General features: G+C 44.9%; 17 protein-coding genes. 8 read left to right on the top strand and 9 right to left on the bottom strand.

The genetic code is table 11. The annotated features are described in order from the left end of the window. Nucleotides 1-146: 146 nt before the first annotated feature. The 5 genes from GMES_RS16175 to GMES_RS16155 all read left to right on the top strand — a co-directional run bounded on the left by GMES_RS16175 (nt 147) and on the right by GMES_RS16155 (nt 7,321). A complete protein-coding gene (locus tag GMES_RS16175) occupies nt 147-2,735 on the top strand; it encodes a TonB-dependent receptor (protein ID WP_006993822.1) in 2,589 nt (862 codons plus the stop codon). A gap of 130 nt (nt 2,736-2,865) precedes the next feature. Further along, the gene (gene pepE / locus GMES_RS16170; protein WP_006993821.1) at nt 2,866-3,573 is read left to right on the top strand and encodes a dipeptidase PepE; all 708 of its coding nucleotides are present in this window, start codon (nt 2,866-2,868) and stop codon (nt 3,571-3,573) included. A gap of 121 nt (nt 3,574-3,694) precedes the next feature. Beyond that, nucleotides 3,695-4,699: an LLM class flavin-dependent oxidoreductase gene (locus tag GMES_RS16165; RefSeq protein ID WP_006993820.1), complete on the top strand. Its 1,005-nt coding sequence runs from the start codon at nt 3,695-3,697 to the stop codon at nt 4,697-4,699. Between the two features lie 133 nt (nt 4,700-4,832). After that, nucleotides 4,833-5,615 carry a substrate-binding periplasmic protein gene (locus tag GMES_RS16160; RefSeq protein ID WP_006993819.1) on the top strand — a complete coding sequence of 261 codons (783 nt, stop codon included), beginning with the start codon at nt 4,833-4,835 and terminating at the stop codon, nt 5,613-5,615. A gap of 308 nt (nt 5,616-5,923) precedes the next feature. Next, nucleotides 5,924-7,321 (top strand): PQQ-dependent sugar dehydrogenase, encoded by a 1,398-nt coding sequence (locus GMES_RS16155; protein WP_006993817.1) that lies wholly within the window; start codon nt 5,924-5,926, stop codon nt 7,319-7,321. Between the two features lie 15 nt (nt 7,322-7,336). Here GMES_RS16155 and GMES_RS16150 read toward each other — a convergent pair whose 3' ends face one another. Next, nucleotides 7,337-8,008 (bottom strand): winged helix-turn-helix transcriptional regulator, encoded by a 672-nt coding sequence (locus GMES_RS16150; protein ID WP_083879622.1) that lies wholly within the window; start codon nt 8,006-8,008, stop codon nt 7,337-7,339. On the opposite strand from GMES_RS16150, the gene GMES_RS16145 reads away from it, so the two are divergent. Next, entirely contained in the window at nt 7,975-9,642 is a 1,668-nt protein-coding gene (locus GMES_RS16145; protein WP_226990320.1) for an FAD-binding oxidoreductase, read from the top strand. The genes GMES_RS16150 and GMES_RS16145 overlap by 34 nt on opposite strands. 218 nt (nt 9,643-9,860) lie before the next feature. Continuing rightward, nucleotides 9,861-11,930 carry a S9 family peptidase gene (locus GMES_RS16140; protein WP_006993814.1) on the top strand — a complete coding sequence of 690 codons (2,070 nt, stop codon included), beginning with the start codon at nt 9,861-9,863 and terminating at the stop codon, nt 11,928-11,930. A gap of 64 nt (nt 11,931-11,994) precedes the next feature. Here the strand turns inward: GMES_RS16140 and sucD are convergent, their stop codons facing one another. From sucD to sdhC, 8 genes are all read right to left on the bottom strand, one after another. After that, nucleotides 11,995-12,867, bottom strand: a complete 873-nt coding sequence (gene sucD / locus GMES_RS16135; protein WP_006993813.1) for a succinate--CoA ligase subunit alpha — start codon at nt 12,865-12,867, stop codon at nt 11,995-11,997. Beyond that, entirely contained in the window at nt 12,864-14,033 is a 1,170-nt protein-coding gene (sucC, locus tag GMES_RS16130; RefSeq protein ID WP_006993812.1) for an ADP-forming succinate--CoA ligase subunit beta, read from the bottom strand. Before sucC ends, sucD begins: the two co-directional genes overlap by 4 nt. A 123-nt stretch (nt 14,034-14,156) precedes the next feature. Continuing rightward, nucleotides 14,157-15,644 (bottom strand): 2-oxoglutarate dehydrogenase complex dihydrolipoyllysine-residue succinyltransferase, encoded by a 1,488-nt coding sequence (odhB, locus tag GMES_RS16125; RefSeq protein ID WP_006993810.1) that lies wholly within the window; start codon nt 15,642-15,644, stop codon nt 14,157-14,159. Nucleotides 15,645-15,653: 9 nt separating this feature from the next. Beyond that, nucleotides 15,654-18,476 carry a 2-oxoglutarate dehydrogenase E1 component gene (sucA, locus tag GMES_RS16120; protein WP_006993809.1) on the bottom strand — a complete coding sequence of 941 codons (2,823 nt, stop codon included), beginning with the start codon at nt 18,474-18,476 and terminating at the stop codon, nt 15,654-15,656. Nucleotides 18,477-18,653: 177 nt separating this feature from the next. Next, the gene (locus tag GMES_RS16115; RefSeq protein WP_006993808.1) at nt 18,654-19,364 is read right to left on the bottom strand and encodes a succinate dehydrogenase iron-sulfur subunit; all 711 of its coding nucleotides are present in this window, start codon (nt 19,362-19,364) and stop codon (nt 18,654-18,656) included. Nucleotides 19,365-19,378: 14 nt separating this feature from the next. After that, the gene (sdhA, locus tag GMES_RS16110; RefSeq protein ID WP_006993807.1) at nt 19,379-21,148 is read right to left on the bottom strand and encodes a succinate dehydrogenase flavoprotein subunit; all 1,770 of its coding nucleotides are present in this window, start codon (nt 21,146-21,148) and stop codon (nt 19,379-19,381) included. After that, on the bottom strand, nt 21,149-21,496 hold the full coding sequence (gene sdhD / locus GMES_RS16105; RefSeq protein WP_006993806.1) for a succinate dehydrogenase, hydrophobic membrane anchor protein: 348 nt from the start codon (nt 21,494-21,496) through the stop codon (nt 21,149-21,151). Then, nucleotides 21,490-21,864 carry a succinate dehydrogenase, cytochrome b556 subunit gene (gene sdhC / locus GMES_RS16100; RefSeq protein ID WP_033187562.1) on the bottom strand — a complete coding sequence of 125 codons (375 nt, stop codon included), beginning with the start codon at nt 21,862-21,864 and terminating at the stop codon, nt 21,490-21,492. Before sdhC ends, sdhD begins: the two co-directional genes overlap by 7 nt. A 412-nt stretch (nt 21,865-22,276) precedes the next feature. Between sdhC and gltA the strand changes: the two genes are divergently transcribed. Beyond that, entirely contained in the window at nt 22,277-23,557 is a 1,281-nt protein-coding gene (gene gltA, locus GMES_RS16095; protein WP_006993804.1) for a citrate synthase, read from the top strand. The last annotated feature ends 25 nt before the right edge of the window (nt 23,558-23,582 follow it).

The following is a 23,582-nucleotide window of genomic DNA, read 5'->3' as shown; positions in this document are numbered from 1 at the left end:
TTACTTTAGTTAGAAAAACTTGCACTCTTGTGCTCATCTGACTAGTTGCTTCTCAGGCAATGTGTTGGATATTGTCGCTCCTCACAGCAAAAATTCGAATAATAAGTTGTGAGGACTCAGAGCTAATACATTGAGAGAAGTATAAAATGCCCATTTTACCCAATCGCTTAAAACGTACCCCCGTCGCTTCAATTATCGGTTTAGCACTTGCGCTAAACGCTGGAATTTCCGTCGCCCAGGAGGTCGCTCCTGACGATAAGGGGCTTGAGACCATTACCGTTACTGCGCAAAAACGCGCGCAAAACCTGCAAGAAGTCCCAGTGTCTGTTAGTGCATTCAGTGGTGAGGCCATGGCAGAGGCTGTCATCAAAGACATGTATGACTTGCAAACAAATGTCCCCGGCCTAGGTGCCTTTCAAAGCCAAAGCGCCACAAATTCAAGTTTTTCTATTCGCGGCGTAGGCACCTCTTCTCAAAACTTCGGTTTAGAGTCTTCGGTTGGCTTATACGTTGATGGTGTCTATCGCGCTCGTCAAAATTCCATGATCAACAACCTAGTTGATGTCGCGGCCGTAGAAGTACTGCGAGGCCCACAAGGTACCTTATTTGGCAAAAACACCCCTTCTGGCGCCATTTTATTGTCAACCGTGGCGCCAAGTCATAGCGGTGGCGATGGCTTTGTTGAAGCCACAGTGGGTAACTATGGATTAGTGAATTTGTCAGGTGCTGTCTCTTTATCAGCGATAGAAGATGTTCTAGCCTTTCGCGTAACAGGCTTTTCAAGCGATCGTGACGGCACCATAGATGATGTAAATTTTGGTGAAGATGTACTTAACGACAGAAACCGTTTCGGGGGGCGCTTACAAGCCCTGTATACCCCGAGCGAAGATATATCTCTTCGTGTAATTGCTGACTATGCGGAAATAGACGAAATTTGCTGTGGCGCCCCGGTGCAGCTAAGCAACTTTCAAGCAAATGAAATTCCAGGTAAATTTGGTACCGATGCGGCGATAGACCAATTAGGCGGAACTCGATTTGAAGGTGGAGAAGCTTTTTTTGACAGAGAAGTAGCCGTTTCATTTTTACCTGTAGCGACCATGAAAGACCGCGGGCTTTCTGCCGAACTCGATTGGGAACTAGACGAAAATTACACTTTTGTTTCAATTTCGGCCATACGTGCATTTGATTCCTACGACAATATTGACAGTGATTTCACGGACGCAGATTTATTTGGCACCTTAAATGATTCTGAGCAAAGCTCTTTTTCTCAGGAATTTCGCTTAGATTATACCAGTGAAGATTTGAACTTTATTTTAGGCGCTTATTATTTTACTCAAGACTTGGACCTAAACTATAGCCTATACACTGACAACATATTCGAAGGCTTCGCGCTGAGCGTGTTGGGCCAAACAGTTGATGGGTTAACCGGAGCTCCTGGCACGTTTGACGCGTTATTAGGAGGCATTGATGGCCTTGCCTCTGCAGGATTAATTGCCCCAAGAGCGGCTGCAGCTCCTGCAGGTACAGGCTTTGATCACATGGCCGAGCAAGAACACAAAAGCTACGCCATTTTTGGGCAATTTGATTACAAACTCACTGACGAATTCACCGTAACCGCAGGGTTACGTTTCACCAAAGAGAAAAAAGACTTACTGACTGTATTCACGGAAGTAGGGCCTGGCATCAATGGCTTAGCAGACAACACTCCTGTGGATTTAGTATCGGCGTTAACGGTAGCTGGCGGCATTGCTGCAGGTGCAATTGATTTGACCACGGCAGAAGGCCAAGCCGCATTGGGCACATTCCAAGGGTTTAGTGAAGCAGGTTGGGCATTTCCACTGCTAGGGGATACCACTCGCCCGCGCAGCAATATTCAAGAAAGTCTAAGCGACGATCAAATCAGCGGTACCTTAAAGTTGAGCTACCAACCTAACGCCGACACGTTATTGTATGCCTCATACGGTAACGGCTATAAATCAGGTGGAACCAATACCGATCGCATCGCGGCCAGCTTTAACCCAATCTTTGACGCCGAAACGTCTCAATCTTTTGAAGTCGGGATCAAAAAGGATTTCCGCGAACAAAATTTTCGTGTAAATGCCGCCGCCCATTACACCACGGTTGATGACTTTCAAGCGAACACCTTTACAGGAAATGGTTTTAACCTACAAAACGCCGGTGACTATGAAATATCAGGCATGGAGTTAGAAGCCACGTGGATCCCCATGGATACTGTGGAAGTGAACTTCGGCTATGCGTTGGTCAATGCTGAATATAAAACCTTCGAAGCAGGCAACTGCTGGACGGCTTACTCATGGCATACAGGTATTGACGACCCTGGTCGTGTTAATCCAACCGATGGATTTTGTGACCGCTCAGGAGACCGCCCTGGTGGCGAGCCAGAAAACTACGCGGTGTTAAGTGTCAAAAAAGACTTTGAATTGAGTGATAGCATTTATGCCTATATTCAAGGTGAGTACAGTTACACAGGTGATGTGATACTAGATGGCAGTAACGACCCATACGCGGTCCAAGATTCTTACAATATCTTGAACTTACGTTTGTTCATGAACTTCACTGAATACGATATGGACGTGATTTTGTGGGGTCGTAATATATTGGATGAAGAGTACATTAACCGCACCAACTTCAACACACCGTTGCAAGAAGGTAAGTTAAACGCCTATATGGCTGAGCCTGCTACTTATGGGATTACGGTGAAAAAACGTTTTTAATTAAGTAACTTAAATAAAACCGGCACCTGAGAAATAATTGTATTTCGTCAAGTAGCCGGTTTTTTATTGCCTGAAATTTGTTGATTGAATTGATATCATTTTGGTTCAACTTGCATACCAAGGAACACTTTTGAATTTATTAATGTTAAGCAGCTCACGTGCAGGTGATGAAGGATATTTAAACCATGCCAGTCAAATGATTGCTGAGCATTTAGCTAAGTGTGAGCGTATTGTGTTTATTCCCTATGCCGGAGTGACCATTGATTGGCCGAGTTATACCGAAAAAGTACAAACCGCTTTGCCGAAGCTCAATATTGTTGGCATCGAGTCTTTTAGTAACCCCGTGACTGCCATTGCTCAAGCTGATGCTGTTATGGTGGGAGGCGGCAATACATTTCATTTGTTAAACCAGCTTTATAAAAATAGCCTCATGGATCCTATACGTGAACGAGCCAAAAACGGTATGCCCTATGTTGGCTGGAGCGCCGGCTCAAATATTTGTGGAAATTCAATTCGAACGACCAATGACATGCCTATTGTCTATCCCCCTTCGTTTGATGCTCTTAGTTTAGTGCCTTTTCAACTCAACCCTCATTACAGCGATTATCAACCCCCTGGTCATAACGGTGAAACACGCGCCCAACGAATAGCGGAGTTTTGTGTTTTAAACCCAGCGATGCCGGTGTTAGGTATCAAAGAAGGCACGGCATTAGTTAGAAAAGGTGACACCTTGACACTGCAAGGACCCCATGATGGGGTTGTGTTTAAAGGTCAGCAGCAAAGCGTGATCCAACCTTTGCAGGATTTATCTGCGTATTTAGTCGTGGGTGCTTATTAGTCCTGAACGCTTAATAGATAAACATAGATAAATCAAATAGTGACAAATCATGACTGGCGCTTGTTTTCGGTTAAAAACATCCCCACTTGTCACTGATTAGCCGGACTTTAGGACAAGCAATATGACAGGTACCACTGCGTTTTCAATTTTAGATTTAGCCCCCATTGCTCAGGGGCAAAACATTTCTCAGACACTCGAAAACAGTCGCCAGATGGCGGTGCAAGCAGAACAATTGGGTTACAATCGAGTTTGGTTAGCAGAGCACCATGGTATGCGCGGTGTCGGCAGTTCAGCTACCTCGGTGGTGCTTGGTCACATTGGCGTTGCCACACACAAGATTCGGATAGGGTCCGGTGGCGTCATGTTACCTAACCATTCCCCACTTATCATTGCCGAACAATTTGGTACCTTGGCTGCACTTTTCCCAGACAGAGTTGACTTAGGCTTGGGCCGTGCACCAGGCACGGACATGGCAACAGCAAGAGCGTTAAGACGTAATATGCAAGCCAGTGTGGAAGACTACCCTAATGACATTCGCGCCTTACAAACTTACTTAGGGGCACCAAGCGCTGACCAATCGATCCTCGCTATTCCTGGTTGCGACAGTCATGTGCCATTGTGGTTACTTGGCTCCAGTTTATACAGTGCCCAATTAGCAGCACAATTTGGTTTGCCCTATTCGTTTGCATCCCATTTTGCACCAGATGCCCTGTTTGATGCGTTGAATATATATCGCAGTCAGTTCAAACCGTCTGCGCAATTAACGCAGCCTTATACGATGGCAGGTGTGATGGCCGTTATTGCTGATACAGATGAAGACGCACAATACTTATATACCTCATTACAACAACAATTCGCTAATTTGCGCCGGGGTGCCAACAAGCCATTCGCACGGCCAGTTGATGATATTAATACGGTATGCAGCCCAGCTGAACTGTCAATGATTGCTCACACTTTACAATATGCCATTGTTGGCTCGCCCGAGACCGCGCATTCACAATTAGCGCGATTCATTGAAAACACTAAGGTAGATGAGGTGATTTTTTCATTTCCTATACATGATCAAAACGCTCGTTTGCACAGTATGGAATTGTTAGCACAGAGTCGAAATATGGCAAAAGCCTAGTCAATTAGGCTAACTTTGCCTCGTTTTCGCGATTAACAGATGACTTTGTGTGAAATTGCTCTGAAAATAGCCTCATTCAATGTGACTTAGTCAATCCACCATAAATTGGTTTTATAAAAGCGAAAGGAAGATAATGAATTTTCGAGGCGCTCTAACAGTGAACAAAAGGTGGATAGCGCTAGTTTTCTTCTTTTTGCCCGTTAATGCGTCGGCTGAACCAAAAACGAACGATATTGAGGTAGCCGTAGGCTGGTCAAAACCACCCTATGTTAACTCAGCGGATAACAGTGGGTTTGAGCTTGATTTAGCCCGCCATGTATTCGCTAAAATGGGTTATACCTTCAAACCAATCTATGTCCCTTATGGACGTAGCCTCAGCATGTTAAAAAACCAGAAAGTTCAGGCTGTGCTCACAGTCAGTGACACTGCAGATGTATCCGGTATTTCTTTGAGTGATGTTTATATCGAATACCAAAATGTGGCGGTGACATTACAGGCCAGAGATATTAAGTTACACCAGCCGAAAGATTTACAGCAGTATGTCATATCAGCTTATCAAACCGCTTCTAAGAATCTCGGCCAAGAGTTTGCACTTGCTGCCCAAAAAGCCCCTCTTTACGTCGAACTGCCGGACCAGCAGAAGCAAGTTGCAATGCTGTTAAATGGTAATGTGTCGGTGGTGATTATGGACATAAACATTTTTGCTCACCTGCAGGCCCTTATAGAGCCCAGCAACCAACTGACCCCAGTGACCGTGCACAACCTTTTTGCGCCTAATCATTATCGAGTGGGCTTCTTGAACGAGGAGCTCAGAAATAGATTCAATCAAGCGTTACTTGAAGTGCAAGAGTCTGCGGCACTTGAAGAACTTGTGCAAAAGTACAGCATGTACCGAGATGATACCCTACTGAACTAAGCGCCGCCTGTTCACTCGCCACTAATTAACTCGCGCCTTAACGCCCGGTAGCGTAATTTACTACCAGAGCATTACAGTACGTAAATTTGCTACACAAAACGCAAATATTACTTAATCCAGTACATTATGCAGATCCACTGTATTCAAGCTGTGGGGCGTAATAACAGGGAAATATAAAGGTTTACGATTAATTTTTTCGTTAACAATAAGCGGCAAAAAAATTGCTATATGTGTACTATCGTATCCACTGTATATCATTAACCATAAGACGCTAGATTCACCTAGTTTAGTGAGTTTCAGGAGATTTCATGTTCCCTCTACGTACATTTTTCGGCCCCTCGTTATCAAATTTTAAACGCTTTACCCCTGCCATTGGGAGCACAGCGCTGATCGTTTCACTCATTGGCTTAAGCGGTTGCAGCGAAAGCTCTAAAATAGACCCTGCTGTTACCTTTGGCGAAGAGCCGACCTTAGTTGAGCCTGACAGTTCGCTTATCCCTAGTGTGAACATCGCAAGCGCTGTAGGCTGGCCTGAGGGCGAGAAACCTACGACTCCTTTGGATTCAATCCAGGTGAATCGCTTCGCGACGGATTTAAATCACCCCAGATGGCTTTACACTTTGCCAAACGGTGATGTATTGGTGGCTGAGAGTAACAAGCCTCAGAAAGGCCAAGACGATAGCGGGATTAAGGACTGGATTGCCGGCAAAATTATGGCGAAGGCTGGTGCGGGCACTCCAAGTGCTGATCGTATCACTTTATTGAGAGATGCTGATAAGGACGGCGTGGCGGAAACGAAAACCATATTTTTGCAAAACCTTCACTCTCCCTTTGGCATGACACTCATAGGCAATACGTTGTACATTGCCAATACGGATGCCGTGGTGAGTTTTCCTTATCAGCAAGGCCAAACTGAAATCACAGCTACAGCCACCGAATTAGTCAAACTGCCTGGGGGGAAACTCAATCATCATTGGACTAAAAACCTTATAGCCAATAAGGAAGGCACTAAACTTTATGCCTCGATTGGCTCCAATAGTAATATTGCAGAAAATGGATTTGAAGCCGAAATTGGCCGGGCTGCTATTTGGGAAATCGACATTGCAACTGGTGAGCATCGTGTTTTCGCTTCTGGATTACGTAACCCAGTGGGCATGACCTGGGTCAATGATACATTATGGACCGCAGTCAATGAGCGAGATGAGCTGGGCAACGATTTAGTGCCCGATTATATGACGTCAGTGCAAGAAAACGGGTTTTACGGTTGGCCCTATAGTTACTACGGGCAAAATATTGATACCCGAGTCGAACAGCGAGAGCCTGAGTTAGTAGAGCGTGCTATTAAACCCGATTATGCATTAGGCGCTCACACCGCATCACTAGGGTTAATGTACACACGAGGTGGGCATGCACTAAACGATATAAGCGAAGGCATGTTTATCGGCCAGCATGGCTCTTGGAACCGTGAACCTAAAGCTGGTTATAAAGTCATTTTTGTACCCTTTAAGGATCAACAACCTGCGGGGAAACCTATTGATATTCTGACAGGATTTTTAAACCAAGAAGATGAAGCCCAAGGCCGCCCTGTCGGGGTAGAGTTTGATAAGAGCGGCAATTTATTGGTGGCAGATGATGTAGGTAATATAATATGGCGGGTATCACCTAGTGATAGCAATGTTACTCATAACCTAAGTTCGAACGAATAAAACAGTATCCTGCACTTACTCAGACACGAGTAAGTGCCCTTCGCGTTTTTTGATATGCGCAAGCGTGCTACAACCTAGCCAATATTCGGCAATTTCGGTGTATTTCTTAGGTCCTCTGAATTTCAATGTTTGGTCTTTAACTGCAGCGGAAAAGTCCTCCCAGCCCATCCAAATTTTGGTAAGTTCGCGCGCAGCCACTTCAATGTTTACATCTACATTAAACCCTCTGTCCACGTAACATAAATCCACTTGCCCATTTTCGAATATCAACCAATACTCGCTTTTATTCTCAGGCATGTCAGTCAGAAAAAAATGGGCAATAAAAAGGTTAGGCAAATCTTCGTGTATTCTCACATTACGTCGAATGTCCCACATCAAGAAACTACCATCAATATTATCCAATGATGGCTCGGTTTCTAACCACTCCTGACCCCAGCTAGCCATCGAGAAAACCACTGACTCTAGGGCTTTACCTGATTCAGTCAACACATAATCAACTTGTCCTGTTGCCTGCTTTTCCTGGCGCGTTATCAAGCCAATATTGACCAGCTCCTTCAAGCGGTTCGACAGCAATGTGCGCGACATTCGCGGCACTCCTCGGCTTATATCATTAAAGTTTGTTGAACCAAACAGTAACTCTCTAAAGATCAATAATGTCCATTTATTACATAGAAAAGCTGCAGACATTGCTAGTGGGCAATACTGCCCATAGGGGGTTGTATTCACAGTGGCATTCCTCAGTGAAAGGTCAATTTAGCATACGCCCTAAACGTGTATTTAGCACCCTAGCCAGTAAACAACTTGTACCCCCTAGTGCAAAATGTTCACTAGACTGCATTTTTGCTAACGCCTACCCTTGGTTAGAAATCAACCAAAGGAGTGACGATATGAACATTCATATTATGGGCCTTAATGGCCAAAAGAAGGATATAAATACGCAACAGTTTGAACAGTACACCTCCTCTATTCGCGGTGAGGTGTTACTACCTGACACTGCTGGTTACGCAGAGGCTCGAGCACTATGGAATGGCATGATAGACATCTGCCCCGCCCTTATTGTCCGCTGCAGTGGAACCGCTGACGTGGTAACAACAATACAATTCGCTCGGAAGAATGAACTGTTAATCTCATTGAAAGGCGGTGGCCACAATATCGCGGGGAGCGCTTTATGTCACGGCGGCCTCACGTTAGATATGAGCAGTATGAAAGGTATTTCTGTTGATCCTAAGGCGCGTATAGCAAGAGTGCAAAGCGGCGTTTGCTTGGGAGATATTGATCATGAGACTCAACGCTTCGGTCTGGCAGTCCCGACTGGTATTAATTCAACAACAGGGATTGCAGGTCTGGCGTTGGGTGGCGGATATGGCTGGTTAAGCCGTTCTTTTGGGCATACCGTTGATAATATTATTAGCGTTGATCTAGTTGATGCTCAGGGCGAGTTCCTGCATGTATCAGAGCAGGAAAACAGCGAACTATTTTGGGCTATACGTGGCGGAAGCGGTAATTTTGGGGTAGTAACACAATTTGAATTGAAATTGCATCCTGTTGGACCAATAGTGTTTGGCGGCCCGGTCGTATTCCCTCTTACCGAAGCGAAATCAATTCTACGCACATTCCGCGACATCGCCAAATCAATGCCGGATGAAGCAAGTTGCTGGCCTGTCATGCGCAAAGCACCGCCCTTTCCCTTTCTGGCCCCCGAACATCACGGTAAGCCCGTCATTATTCTGCCAATGATATACGTGGGAGATACAGCAAAAGGTGAAGCGGCACTCGCACCACTTCGCAGTATTGCAAAGCCCTTAGCTGATGCGGTTGGCCCTGTCCCTTATGCTGCGTGGCAAGCTGCATTTGACCCGCTACTTGCACCAGGGGCGCGAAATTATTGGAAATCCAGCGATTTTACCGAAATGACTGATGAGCTTATCGATACGTTAGTCAACGCAGCTGAACAGTTACCATCAGATGAATGTGAAATTTTTACGGCTCAGCTAGGCGGCGCTGCATCGCGAGTGGCGCCTGATGCTATGGCCTTTCCCCATCGCTCAACAGCGTACACGGTAAATATTCATGGACGTTGGCAAACCGCAGATAGGGACGACGCATGTAAAGGTTGGGTAAGAGAACTGTTTAATCAACTAGAGAAGTTCTCAACGGGCAGCGTATACGTTAATTTTGTACCTGAATATGACGAAGAGCGCTCAATTGGCCCTTATGGTGCTAATAAGCCGAAATTAGAAGAAATTAAAAGTCGCGTTGATAAACTAAACCTGTTTCGCAGTAATATTAACATTCTGCCTAACACCCAAATAACCTGCTAGAGCTTTCAAAAGCACTGCATGCATATATCTGTCTATATGTGTGCAGCGCTTAGCGTTTTCCCCCCCATTAAAACACGACTAAATGAGTACCTAATCCCCCCTTTCAAAACGACATTATATACTTCGCGTTATGAGCTATATTCATATAGCAAACACAGGGACAAAGGTTTAGCCAAGTGGTATTGGCCCATATCAAACGCTAACTGCAAGGGAATCAAATGAAAAATTCACTGCTTTACGCTTTTACATTGAGCGTATTTTTCACGTTAATCGGATGTGCGCCCAACACTTCTCAAACAACCCAACAAGAATCAAATTCACTTAATCAAAAATCATCTCCGTCTATGCTCATCTCTAGAGAGGTTTTGCTGGGCAACCCAAGTCGATATCAAGGGCGTATCAGCCCGGATGGAAACAGCATGAGTTTTAGAGCGCCAGTAGAGGGTGTTATGAATCTTTGGGTCGGACAGATTGGCGACTTTTCTAGTGCAAAACCCATAACCCAAGACACTGGACGCGGTATTCCAACCCACTTTTGGTCATTAGACAGCCAATATGTTTTTTTCACTCAAGACAAAAATGGCGATGAAAACTGGCATTTACATCGTGTGGATGTCGGTAGCGGTGACAGACAAGACCTAACGCCATATCAAGGGGTGCAAGCTGATCAGATGCACCAGAGTGAGGCCCACCCGGGCACGATTATTGTGGGTATGAATGACCGCGACGCAAAATGGCACGACATGTATCAAGTTAACGTGGCTACCGCAGAGCGCACCTTACTTGAACAAAACGATGGCTACGCTCATTACAAATTAGACAATAACTTAAAAGTAAGGCTCGCGGTTAAGACTGCTGAAGATGGCTCGAGCCATATTTTCACTAAAGCGAATAATGAATGGCGCTTGTGGTTTAAAGTGCCCTTTGCAGATTCACAAGTTTTTAATATTCTTGGCTTCGATAAACAGAATCAAGGCATATACATGATAGATACGCGAGAGCGAGACACCGCCGCGCTTGTATACTTGCCTATAGGAGAAACGACGCCCACAGTCATTGCTAGCGATGATAAAGTAGATGTTACCAATGTACTTTTACATCCTCGTAGCCATGTGCCCCTAGCCTATGCACTAAACTTCATTAAACCTGTGTGGCACGCCATTGATGACGCTTTCATTACCCCGATTAAACAGTTGAACAACCAATTGAATGGTGGGTCACAAGTTTTAGCGCAAACATTAGATAATTCGCTTTGGACGGTATTCACTGACCAAAGTAATCAATCACCTATTTATAAAGTATTTGATACCACAAGCGGTGAATTGACTGATTTATTCATTACCCAGCCAGAAGTTAATAACCTACCTCTTTCCACTATGCACGGAGTGGTTATTCCATCGCGGGATAATCTAGATTTAGTGAGTTACTTGTCGTTGCCCTTGGTGTCAGATCCTAACCAAGACGGCAAACCCGAGCAGTCTTCCCCTCTCGTATTATTGGTTCACGGCGGCCCTTGGGCGAGGGACCAATTTGGCTTTAATTCTTTAGCTCAATGGCTAGCAAATCGAGGGTATAGCGTACTGCAAGTTAATTTTCGCGCTTCAACAGGTTTTGGTAAAACGTTTTTAAACGCAGGGAACAAAGAGTGGGCAGGTGCTATGCACAACGACCTAATTGATGCAAAAGAATGGGCGGTAGCACAAGGTATTACCACGGATGACCAAGTCGCCATAATGGGGGGAAGTTACGGTGGCTACGCTACTCTAACAGGACTCACCTTTACCCCAGAAGCGTTTGCCTGTGGAGTCGATATTGTAGGGCCTTCAAACTTAGTGACGTTGCTCGATTCAATTCCCCCTTACTGGGAGAGCTTTCGTCAGCAATTCTACGAGTCGGTGGGCAACCCTGCTACCGAAGAAGGTTTAGCGCTGCTTAAAGCACGCTCGCCCATTACCCATGTGGACAAGATAGAAAAGCCGTTACTCATTGGCCAGGGAGCGAATGACCCTAGAGTAAAACAAGCTGAGTCTGACCAAATCGTTGACGCAATGAAAAGCCGCGATATTCCAGTAACTTACGTACTATACCCCGACGAAGGTCACGGTTTTAACAAGCCTGAAAATAACCTTTCGTTTTTTGCCGTTACCGAAGCATTTTTAGGCTCGTGTTTAGGAGGGCGAATAGAGCCCATAGGTGATGATTTCAGTGACTCTAGCATAGAGATTATTCACGGCGCTGAATATATCCCAGGATTAAATGAGCATATGTCCACACTAGCAAATAACTAAATTATTTAGTTAAGCCATAAAAAAACCCGCTACAAGAGCGGGTTTTTATAAGTACTAAGCAAGTTTACCAACCGGTAATTTCACGAAGACCTTGACCAATGTCAGCAAGTGAACGAACAGTTTTAACGCCTGCATCTTCAAGTGCTTTAAATTTGTCGTCAGCAGTACCTTTACCACCAGAGATAATCGCACCAGCATGACCCATGCGCTTACCAGCAGGTGCAGTTACACCTGCGATGTAAGAAACAACAGGTTTAGTGATGTTAGCTTTGATGAATGCAGCCGCTTCTTCTTCAGCCGTTCCACCGATTTCACCAATCATTACGATTGCTTCAGTCTTAGGATCGTCTTGGAACATCTGTAGGATGTCGATGAAGTTAGAGCCTGGGATAGGGTCGCCACCGATACCAACACAAGTAGACTGGCCGAAACCTTCGTCAGTTGTTTGTTTAACGGCTTCATACGTCAATGTACCTGAACGAGAAACGATACCTACTTTACCTGGCTTGTGAATGTGACCAGGCATGATGCCAATCTTACATTCGCCTGGAGTGATAACACCTGGGCAGTTAGGACCGATCATACGCACGCCTTTACCGTTTACGTATTCTTTTACGTAAAGCATATCAAGCGTAGGGATACCTTCAGTAATACAAACGATCAATTCGATACCTGCATCTGCAGCTTCAACGATAGAGTCTTTACAGAAAGGCGCTGGTACATAGATAACTGTCGCAGTTGCGCCGGTTTCTTGCACAGCTTCACGCACAGTATTGAAAACAGGTAAACCAAGATGAGTTGTGCCACCTTTACCAGGCGTAACACCACCAACCATTTGCGTACCGTATTCGATAGCTTGTTCTGAGTGGAAAGTACCTTGTCCACCAGTGAAACCTTGACAGATTACCTTGGTGTTTTTGTCGATTAGTACGCTCATGCGGCACCTCCGGCAGCTTTAACAACTTGTTTCGCAGCATCCGTTAAGCTAGAAGCAGCGATGATATCTAATCCTGAGTTAGCCAATACATCACGGCCAAGCTCTGCGTTTGTACCTTCTAAACGTACAACAACAGGAATGGTTACACCCACTTCTTTAACTGCCCCGATAATACCTTCAGCGATCATGTCACAACGAACGATACCACCGAAAATGTTAACCAAAACGGCTGCAACATTTGAATCAGAAAGGATGATTTTGAATGCCTCAGCAACACGCTCTTTGGTTGCACCGCCGCCAACATCTAAGAAGTTAGCTGGTGAGCCACCGTGTAAGTTTACGATGTCCATTGTGCCCATTGCTAGGCCTGCACCGTTAACCATACAACCGATGTTGCCATCAAGTGCTACGTAGTTAAGTTCCCACTTAGCCGCTTGTGCTTCACGTGCATCTTCCTGTGAAGGATCGTGCATTTCTTGAAGCTTAGGCTGACGATATGCAGCGTTGCTGTCCATCGCTACTTTCGCGTCAAGACAATGAAGGTTGCCGTCTTCTTTAATAACAAGCGGGTTAACTTCGATTAGTGCAATGTCTTTTTCTTCAAACAATTTAGCCAAACCCATGAAGATTTGAGTGAATTGTTTGATTTGAACGCCTTTAAGACCAAGTTTGAACGCGATTTCGCGAGCTTGGTAAGGTTGAGCACCTACTAGAGGATCGATCTCAGCCTTAAGAATTTTTTCAGGTGTTTCTTCAGCAACTGTCTCAATTTCTACACCACCTTCGGTAGATGCCATGAAAACAACGCGACGAGAAGCACGATCAACAACTGCACCTAGGTACAATTCTTGAGCAATATCTGTACAGCTTTCAACCAAGATTTTGCTTACTGGTTGCCCAGCTTCATCTGTCTGATAAGTCACCAAATTTTGACCAAGCCATTTTTGCGCAAATGCCTTGATTTCATCTTTGTTTTTAACAAGCTTAACGCCACCTGCTTTACCGCGACCACCAGCGTGAACCTGACATTTCACAACCCATTCAGTACCGCCAATACGATCTGCAGCTTCAACTGCCGCCTGCGGAGTTTCCGCAGCATATCCTTCAGATACAGGTAAACCGTATTCAGCGAATAATTGTTTACCCTGATATTCATGCAAATTCATGGTTTTCTATCCGTTTTGTTTAAGAAAAAAGCCGCGCTTGGCAGCTTGATTTTGTTAGCCGATATTATAGAAACAACAACGGCAAGAAACGGGTAAATCAATGATTTACCCGCTTAGATCCTATTAAACATCCAGTAGCAGACGCGTTGGATCTTCTAACATTTCTTTGATCGTAACTAAGAAACCAACAGACTCTTTACCGTCGATGATTCTATGATCATAAGAAAGTGCTAAATACATCATAGGCAAAATTTCTACTTTGCCATTAACCGCCATAGGACGATCTTGGATTTTATGCATTCCCAAGATAGCGCTCTGTGGTGGGTTAATAATAGGGGTTGAAAGCAATGAACCAAATACACCACCGTTAGTGATAGTGAAGTTACCACCTTGCATATCAGCCATTGACAATTTACCATCACGGCCTTTAAGTGCTAGCGCTTTGATGCCACCTTCGATACCAGCCATACCCAACGTATCGCAATCACGCAATACAGGTGTTACTAAACCGCGTGGGGTAGACACCGCAATCGATACGTCGAAGTAGTTATGGTAACAAATATCATCACCGTCAAGAGAAGCATTGACTTCTGGGAAGCGTTTAAGTGCTTCTGTCACCGCTTTAACGTAGAAAGACATGAAACCTAAACGAATACCGTGACGTTTCTCGAACGACTCTTGATATTGCTTACGTAGTTCCATGATGGGCTTCATGTTGACTTCATTAAACGTTGTTAACATAGCCGTAGAGTTTTTCGCTTCAAGCAAACGACTTGCGATTGTCTTACGTAGACGTGTCATAGGAACGCGTTTTTCAGAACGCTCGCCGCCTAGTGAAGGAGTCGCCGATGCGTCAGCTTTTGCTGGTGCTGCACTTTTGGCAGGAGCAGACAATGATTTCTCAACGTCTTCTTTGGTCACACGACCGCCTTTACCTGTACCTTTAATGCTCGCAGCATCAATGCCTTTTTCGGCCAATAAACGGCGTACTGAAGGGCTCAAGGCGTCATTGTCTGACCCACCTGCATCACTACTAGCGGCTGCAGGGGCTTCAGCTTTAGCGGGCGCAGCGCCTGCAGCAAAATTAGCAATCACTTGCTCACCCATTACCGTTTCGCCTTCTTGAGCGAGAATGTCACTCAAGGTGCCATCGGCTGGAGCAACCACTTCTAAAACCACTTTATCGGTTTCAATATCAACCAAGTTTTGGTCACGAGAGACCGCTTCGCCTGGTTGAACATGCCATGTTGCTACGGTTGCATCTGCCACTGATTCGGGCAGAACAGGTACTTTAATCTCCACTGACTCACCTTTATTACTGGATGTTTTCTCTGCTGCTGGTGCACTTTGCTCTTTTGCTTGAGATGCACCAGCCCCTTCTTCAAATTTTGCGATGATTTGCTCGCCTAGTACCGTTGCACCTTCTTCATCTAGGATGTCGCTTAATACGCCATCTGCAGGAGCAACCACTTCAAGTACCACTTTATCGGTTTCGATATCAACCAAGTTTTGATCGCGAGTAACCTGTTCACCTACCTTCACATGCCAAGTGGCAATTGATGCATCGGCCACAGATTCTGGCAATACCGGTACTTTAATATCTATTGACATACTGGATCCTTATTTAATAGTTAATGCATCATCAACCAACTCTTTTTGTTGCTGGTTGTGAACAGAAATATACCCTACCGCTGGTGACGCAGATGCGTTACGACCGGCATAGCTCAATTTTGCGCCGTTAGGAATAGCTGACCAAAAGTGGTGTTGGCTACAATACCAAGCACCTTGGTTTTGTGGCTCTTCTTGACACCAAACCCAATCGGTAACGTGTTTGAACTTATTGACGATAGGCTCAATTTCAGCGTGTGGGAACGGGTATAGTTGCTCAATACGAATAATAGCAACATCATCCTGCTCACTCTTACGGCGCTGATCAAGTAAATCATAATACACTTTGCCTGAACACATCACGACGCGCTTCACCTTCGAGGCATCCATTTCGTCAATTTCATCAATCACGTTTTGGAATACGCCAGTCGACAACTCCTCAAGGGAAGAAACGGCTAATGGATGACGTAACAATGATTTAGGTGACATAACAATTAATGGCTTACGCATCGGACGAATAGCCTGACGACGCAACATGTTGAACACTTGTGCCGGTGTTGATGGAACACACACTTGCCAGTTATGATCAGCACACATTTGCAAGAAACGCTCTAAACGTGCCGAGCTATGCTCTGGACCTTGGCCTTCGTAACCATGGGGAAGCAACATAGTAAGACCACATAGGCGGCCCCATTTCGCTTCACCTGAGCTTAGGAATTGGTCGATGACCACCTGAGCGCCGTTTGCGAAGTCACCGAATTGTGCTTCCCAAATGGTTAATGTACCCGGTTCAGCCGTGGCATAACCGAATTCAAAGGCCAGCACAGCTGCTTCTGACAACACAGAGTCATATATCTCCATTTTGCCTTGCTCAGCATGCAAATGAGTAAGCGGCATATATGTCTCACCGTCACTCTGACCGTGTAATACTGCATGACGATGGAAGAACGTACCACGACCTGAATCTTGACCTGTCATACGAATGTTTGAGCCACGGTCAACGATAGAAGCATAGGCTAAATTTTCTGCCATACCCCAATCAAGTAGCTTCTCACCTTCTATCATGGTTCGTCTATCTTGATATAGTTTACCTACGCGTGATTGAAGCTTAAGATCCTCAGGGAAGCTACATAACTTGTCGCCCAGTTCTTTTAGCTTTTCAACGCTGATTTCTTTATCGTAAGGCGCTGTCCAATCGTGGCCGAGGTAGGGAGTCCAGTCAACTGAATGTTCAGTCATTGGGCGCCACTCTTCTACCACACAGGCACCATGATCAAGTGCTGCACGATAATCAGAGACTAACTTCTCAATTTCATGTGCTTCAATTGAGCCTTCAGCCAACAATTGATCTGCATAAAGCTGACGAGGTACAGCATGCTTTTTAATCTTTTTGTACATCAACGGCTGAGTTGCACTTGGCTCATCGGCTTCGTTATGTCCGTGACGACGATAACAAACAAGGTCAATAACCACGTCACGCTTAAATTTATTACGATAATCAAGGGCGAGTTTAGTCACAAACATAACCGCTTCTGGATCATCTGAATTCACGTGGAAGATTGGCGCCTGAACCATTTTAGCTATATCAGTACAATACTGAGTAGAGCGAGTATCTTCCGTGTTTGAGGTGGTGAAACCAACTTGGTTGTTGATAACGATACGCACCGTACCGCCCACTTTAAAACCACGTGTTTGAGACATATTAAATGTCTCTTGAACTACACCTTGGCCAGCGATAGCGGAATCACCATGAATAGTAATCGGTAATACCACAGAGCCATCTTCACAGTTTCTGCGATCTAGACGCGCACGTACCGAGCCGATAACCACTGGGTTAACGATTTCTAGGTGAGACGGGTTGAAAGCAAGTGCTAAATGCACGTTGCCGCCCGGGGTAGCGTAATCTGACGAGTAGCCAGCATGGTATTTAACATCGCCAGCACCTAAAGTGTTGTCGTGCTTACCAGAGAATTCATCAAATAAAACAGACGGGTTTTTGCCTAGTACGTTAACAAGAACGTTAATACGTCCTCGGTGAGCCATACCGACAACCACTTCTTTAGTACCACATTCGCCTGCATGACTAATCAAGCCTTTAAGCATAGGCACCAATGCATCTCCCCCTTCAAGAGAGAAACGTTTAGCCCCTGGGAATTTAGCCCCTAGGTATTTTTCCATGCCGTCAGCAGAAATTAGGCCTTTAAGAATGGCGACCTTCTCATCGCGAGAAATTTCAGGCTTAGCTTGTACAGATTCGATTCTGTCTTGTAACCAGCGCTTCTGTTCTGTATCGGTAATGTGCATGTACTCAGTACCAATAGAGCCACAATAAGTACGGTTAAGTGATTTGAACAAATCACCCAGTTTCATACTGTCTTGGCCTATGGCGTAAGAGCCGACATTAAATACAGTGTCGAAATCTTTTTCTGATAACGAGTGATGCGACAATTCAAGATCGCGAACTCTGGGTTGTTTCCACAGTTCTAATGGATCAAGGTTTGCGTGTTGGTGACCGCGAAAACGGTATGCATTAATAAGCTGTAATACTTTAACTTGTTTCTCATCGCTGGCATGAGATGTACCAGTAGAAACAGTCCCTGCTCGAGCAACAGGGCCCAATGCAGCTAATGCTCGAAATTGGTCACGAATTTCACTGTGCTTAGTCTCAAGCTCAGCTCCTTCGACCTTGGGTAATTTGTCGAAAATAGCACGCCATTCGTCAGATACGCTTTTCGCGTCTTCAAGATATGCTTCGTATAGTTCTTCTACATAAGCAGCGTTGCCACCAGCCATGTGAGAAGAATCCCACCATGCTTTCATCACGCTTTGTTGCATTGTTGTCCCTTGAATTTTATTAAGACTCACAATTAAATGTGCAGATGCACACGACCTTTTAAAGGTTTGCGGATGCTCACCTTAAACTACAGTTTGTAAAATAAAAAAATAGCCACCCGATTTGGGATGGCTATTTAGACATTATCATTCTGCAGAGATAACTTACAGAATTAAAAACTAAACAGCCCGCTGTAACAGCATGGACTTGATATGTCCGATTGCTTTCGTCGGGTTCAGCCCTTTCGGACAAACGCTAACGCAGTTCATAATCCCATGACAACGGAACACACTGAATGCATCGTCTAGATCGCCCAAGCGTTGTTCAGTTGCGGTATCACGGCTATCAGCCAAGAAGCGATAAGCGTGCAATAAGCCCGCAGGACCGATGAACTTGTCAGGGTTCCACCAGAATGAAGGACAAGAAGTTGAACAACAAGCACATAAAATACACTCGTACAAACCATCTAACTTCTCGCGCTCTTCCGGTGATTGTAAAAACTCACGTGCTGGCGGTTGGTTATTGTCGTTAATCAAGAACGGCTTGATTTTTTCGTACTGAGTATAGAACTGAGTCATATCAACGACTAAGTCACGTACCACAGGTAGACCAGGTAAAGGACGAACAACGATTTTCTTGCTACCAAGGGCAGACAAAGGCGTGATGCACGCCAAACCGTTTTTACCGTTCATGTTCACACCATCAGAGCCACAAACACCTTCACGGCATGAGCGACGGAATGACAATGTAGGATCTTGCTCTTTCAACGCGATAAGTGCATCAAGCACCATCATGTCTTGACCTTCTTCAACCTCAAGTTTGTAGTCTTGCATACGAGGAGCATTGTCTACATCTGGGTTATAGCGATAAACAGAAAATGATAATTGCATATGCTTAACTCCTCTTAGTAAGTTCTAGCTTTCGGTGGGAAAGCTTCACGTAGTTTAGGTGTCATGTTTACGTCACGTTTCAACATTTTGTCACCTTCAGGCAAGTAAACAGAGTGACATAACCAGTTGTCGTCATCACGGTCAGGGAAATCAAAACGACTATGTGCGCCACGGCTTTCTGTACGGAAGTTAGCGGCTACAGCTGTGCTGTATGCGGTTTCCATCAAGTTGTCTAGTTCAAGACACTCGATACGCGCAGTGTTGAAATCGCTGCTCTTGTCATCAAGACGAGCTGATTTCAAACGCTCACGAATTTCGCCGAGCTCTTTAAGACCTTCAGCCATTGCATCGCCTTCACGGAATACCGAGAAGTTAAGCTGCATGCATTTCTGTAAGTCTTTCTTAATCTGTACTGGGTCTTCGCCTTTACCGGCTTCTGAGCTTTCCCAGCGATTAAAGCGCACGAGTGCAGCGTCGATGTCATCTGAAGACGCTTCGCGGCTCTCAATTTCGTCGATAGCTTTACCGAGGTGCAATCCAGTCGCACGACCAAATACCACTAAATCAAGTAACGAGTTACCGCCAAGACGGTTTGCACCATGTACTGATACACATGCAATTTCACCACAAGCGAATAAACCTTGAATCGGCTTTTCATTACCTTGTGCGTCAATGCTTAACGCTTGACCGTTCACGTTGGTTGGAATACCGCCCATCATGTAATGACAGGTAGGAATAACTGGAATAGGTTCTTTTACAGGATCAACGTGGGCAAATGTACGTGACAATTCAAGAATACCTGGCAAACGAGACTCAAGTACGTCTTTACCTAAGTGATCGAGTTTTAACTTAAGGTGCGTACCCCAAGGTCCTTCACAGCCACGGCCTTCGCGTATTTCTGTCATCATCGAGCGGGCAACTACGTCACGACCAGCCAAATCTTTAGCATTTGGCGCATAACGTTCCATGAAGCGTTCGCCATCTTTGTTAAGTAGGTAACCGCCTTCACCGCGACAACCTTCAGTTACCAATGTTCCTGCACCAGCGATACCCGTAGGGTGGAACTGCCACATTTCCATGTCTTGCATAGGTACACCAGCACGGATGGCCATGCCAACACCGTCGCCAGTATTAATGTGCGCATTAGTAGTCGAGGCAAAGATACGCCCTGCTCCACCTGTTGCTAACACAACCGCTTTGGATTTAAAGAAAACCACTTCACCGCTTTCGATATCGATTGCGGTACATCCAACGACGTCACCGTCTTGGTTTTTAACTAAATCAAGGGCATACCATTCACTGAACACTTTGGTTTTGTTTTTTACATTTTGTTGATACAACAAATGCAACAGCGCATGGCCGGTTCGGTCAGCTGCGGCTGCAGTACGTGCACCCTGTTCGCCACCAAAGTTTTGAGACTGACCGCCGAAAGGACGTTGGTAAATTTTACCGTTTTCGAAACGTGAGAAAGGCAAACCCATGTTTTCCATTTCAATAATGGCTTCAGGACCTGTTTTACACATATATTCTATGGCATCTTGATCGCCAATATAGTCTGACCCTTTTACGGTGTCGTACATGTGCCATTCCCAGTTATCTTCGTGGGAGTTACCCAGTGCTACCGTAATACCACCTTGAGCAGATACTGTGTGTGAGCGTGTTGGAAATACTTTAGACAGTAATGCGCAAGACTTTCCTGATTCAGAAATCTGCAATGCGGCGCGCATACCTGCACCGCCAGCACCAATTACTACCGCGTCAAACTCATGAACTGGAATACTCATTTATAGACCCCACAAAACAAACAAACCTACAGCAACATACACAAACGCCACCAGGTTAATAAAAAATTGCACAACAGCACGAAGGCCCGTTGATTTAACGTAATCGGTTAGCACTTGCCAAAAACCAATTCTAATATGCAGCATCACAGACACTAACGCCGCAAAAGTGAATACTTTCATGCTTAAAGAAGAAAACAACCCGTGCCAAATTTCATAGGTCACTGTTGGAGTGCTAAGGAAAAACCACAGCATATATAAAGTAAACGCAGTCATGATGATGGCAGTGGCGCGCACAGTAACGTAATCTTGAACGCCGTCACGCTTAAAGTTAGCTTGATTAGTTAGCATAATAAAACTCCTACAACGACAGTCAGAACAATCCATAAACCGATAACGATTTTCGCACTGATATTCCCTGACTCAAGTTCTTCCCAGTAACCCATGTCCATCACTAAATGACGTAGACCGCCAAGAATGTGATAGGTAAGCGCTGAAATGGTACCGATAGCGATTATTTTACCGATAACTCCCGACATCTGTTCTTGCACAAATGCAAAACCGTCTGGAGAAGATACAGATTCCGCCCAAGCCCAGATCACAAACAGCAACGCAAAAAACATTGCGACGCCGGTAATGCGATGAAGGATAGAAGTTATAGCTGCAGGGGGAAAACTGATTGTGTTTAATTGTAAATTAACTGGTCTCTGCTTTTTCACGTTTTGATGCCTGTTTTACCCGTAGGTTGTCTAGTCATTGTTTGGTAATGTGTTGCACCTTACCAATCGCTTAAAGATACATGTGTCCTACCGCCTAGATTGTTGCCACATTGTAAACAAGTTGTTGCTTTTATTATTCATGTTAACAAGAGCTAGACGACAGGCACGAGTATATCCAGCGACGCCAATAAATACAATTGTTGTTCGTTATTAACGGTTTATAATCAAGCATAAATTATATGCATAATTAGAATGAATATTCAGGGTAGAATGAGGATGAATAATTATTAAGCAAAAATGGTTTTAAATTGACTTATGGCGTCAACCTGAGTACAAATAGCGCCAATTTTTCCCGATAATCATCATAAAATGCGGTTTATCGCAAACAGAACATTTCTGAGGAGAGCAATACATGGCAGACAATAAAGCCACTTTGAAAGCAGGTGATGTAGAGGTCGAACTTCCGATTCTATCTGGTACTGCAGGGCATGATGTAATCGATGTACGTACGTTGGGAGCTAGCGGTTATTTCACTTTCGATCCGGGCTTTATGGCGACAGGCTCATGTGAGTCGTCAATCACATACATAGACGGCGCGAAAGGTATTTTGCTCCATCGCGGCTACTCAATTGAAGATTTGGCACGTGACGCTGACTACATTGAAGTATGTTACATGTTGTTACATGACAAAACGCCAACAACCGAAGAATATCGCGATTTTAAAGACACCATCACGCGTCATACCTTGGTACACGATCAGGTTAATAACTTCTTTCGTGGATTCCGCCGTGATGCGCACCCTATGGCGATGTTGTGCGGTACAGTTGGCGCAATGGCGTCGTTCTATCACGATGATTTAGACATTTCAGACGCAGATCAACGACTACGCAGTGCTTATCGTTTAGTTGCTAAAATGCCGACTTTGGTCGCCATGTGTTACAAATACAATATTGGTCAACCATTTGTATATCCACGTAACGATTTGTCATACGCTGAAAACTTCTTAAATATGATGTTCTCTGTGCCGGCTGAAAATTATAAAATCAGCCCTGTGGTGGCTCGCGCAGTTGACAGAATCTTTACATTGCACGCAGACCATGAGCAAAACGCATCTACGTCTACGGTACGTCTAGCGGGTTCATCTGGCGCTAACCCTTATGCATGTATTGCCGCTGGTGTTGCATCATTATGGGGTCCTGCTCACGGTGGTGCTAACGAAGCGTGTTTAAACATGTTGCAAGAAATTGGTTCAGTGGATCGCATTCCTGAATTTATCGACCGCGCTAAAGATAAGAACGACCCTTTCCGCTTAATGGGTTTCGGTCACCGTGTTTACAAAAACTTTGACCCACGTGCAACCGTTATGCGTGAAAGCTGCCATGAAGTATTGGCTGAATTAAACATTGACGATCCGTTGTTGAATGTTGCCATGGAGCTAGAGCGTATCGCCCTTAGCGACCCATACTTCGCTGAAAAGAAATTGTTCCCGAACGTAGATTTTTACTCAGGTATTATTCTTAAGGCGATTGGTATTCCAACGAATATGTTTACCTGTATTTTTGCTTTAGCAAGAACGGTAGGTTGGGTATCTCACTGGCATGAAATGTTAAGCCAGCCAGGTCAGAAAATTGGCCGTCCTCGTCAACTATACACAGGCGAAGCACAACGTAAATACAATAAAATTGACAAATAATGTTGATTAACGAATAAAAAAATAG

The sequence above is a fragment of the Paraglaciecola mesophila KMM 241 genome, from assembly GCF_000315015.1.
Taxonomy (GTDB): domain Bacteria; phylum Pseudomonadota; class Gammaproteobacteria; order Enterobacterales; family Alteromonadaceae; genus Paraglaciecola; species Paraglaciecola mesophila.
Note: the sequence above shows the minus strand (reverse complement) of the source record. Positions and strands in the feature narration are given on the sequence as shown.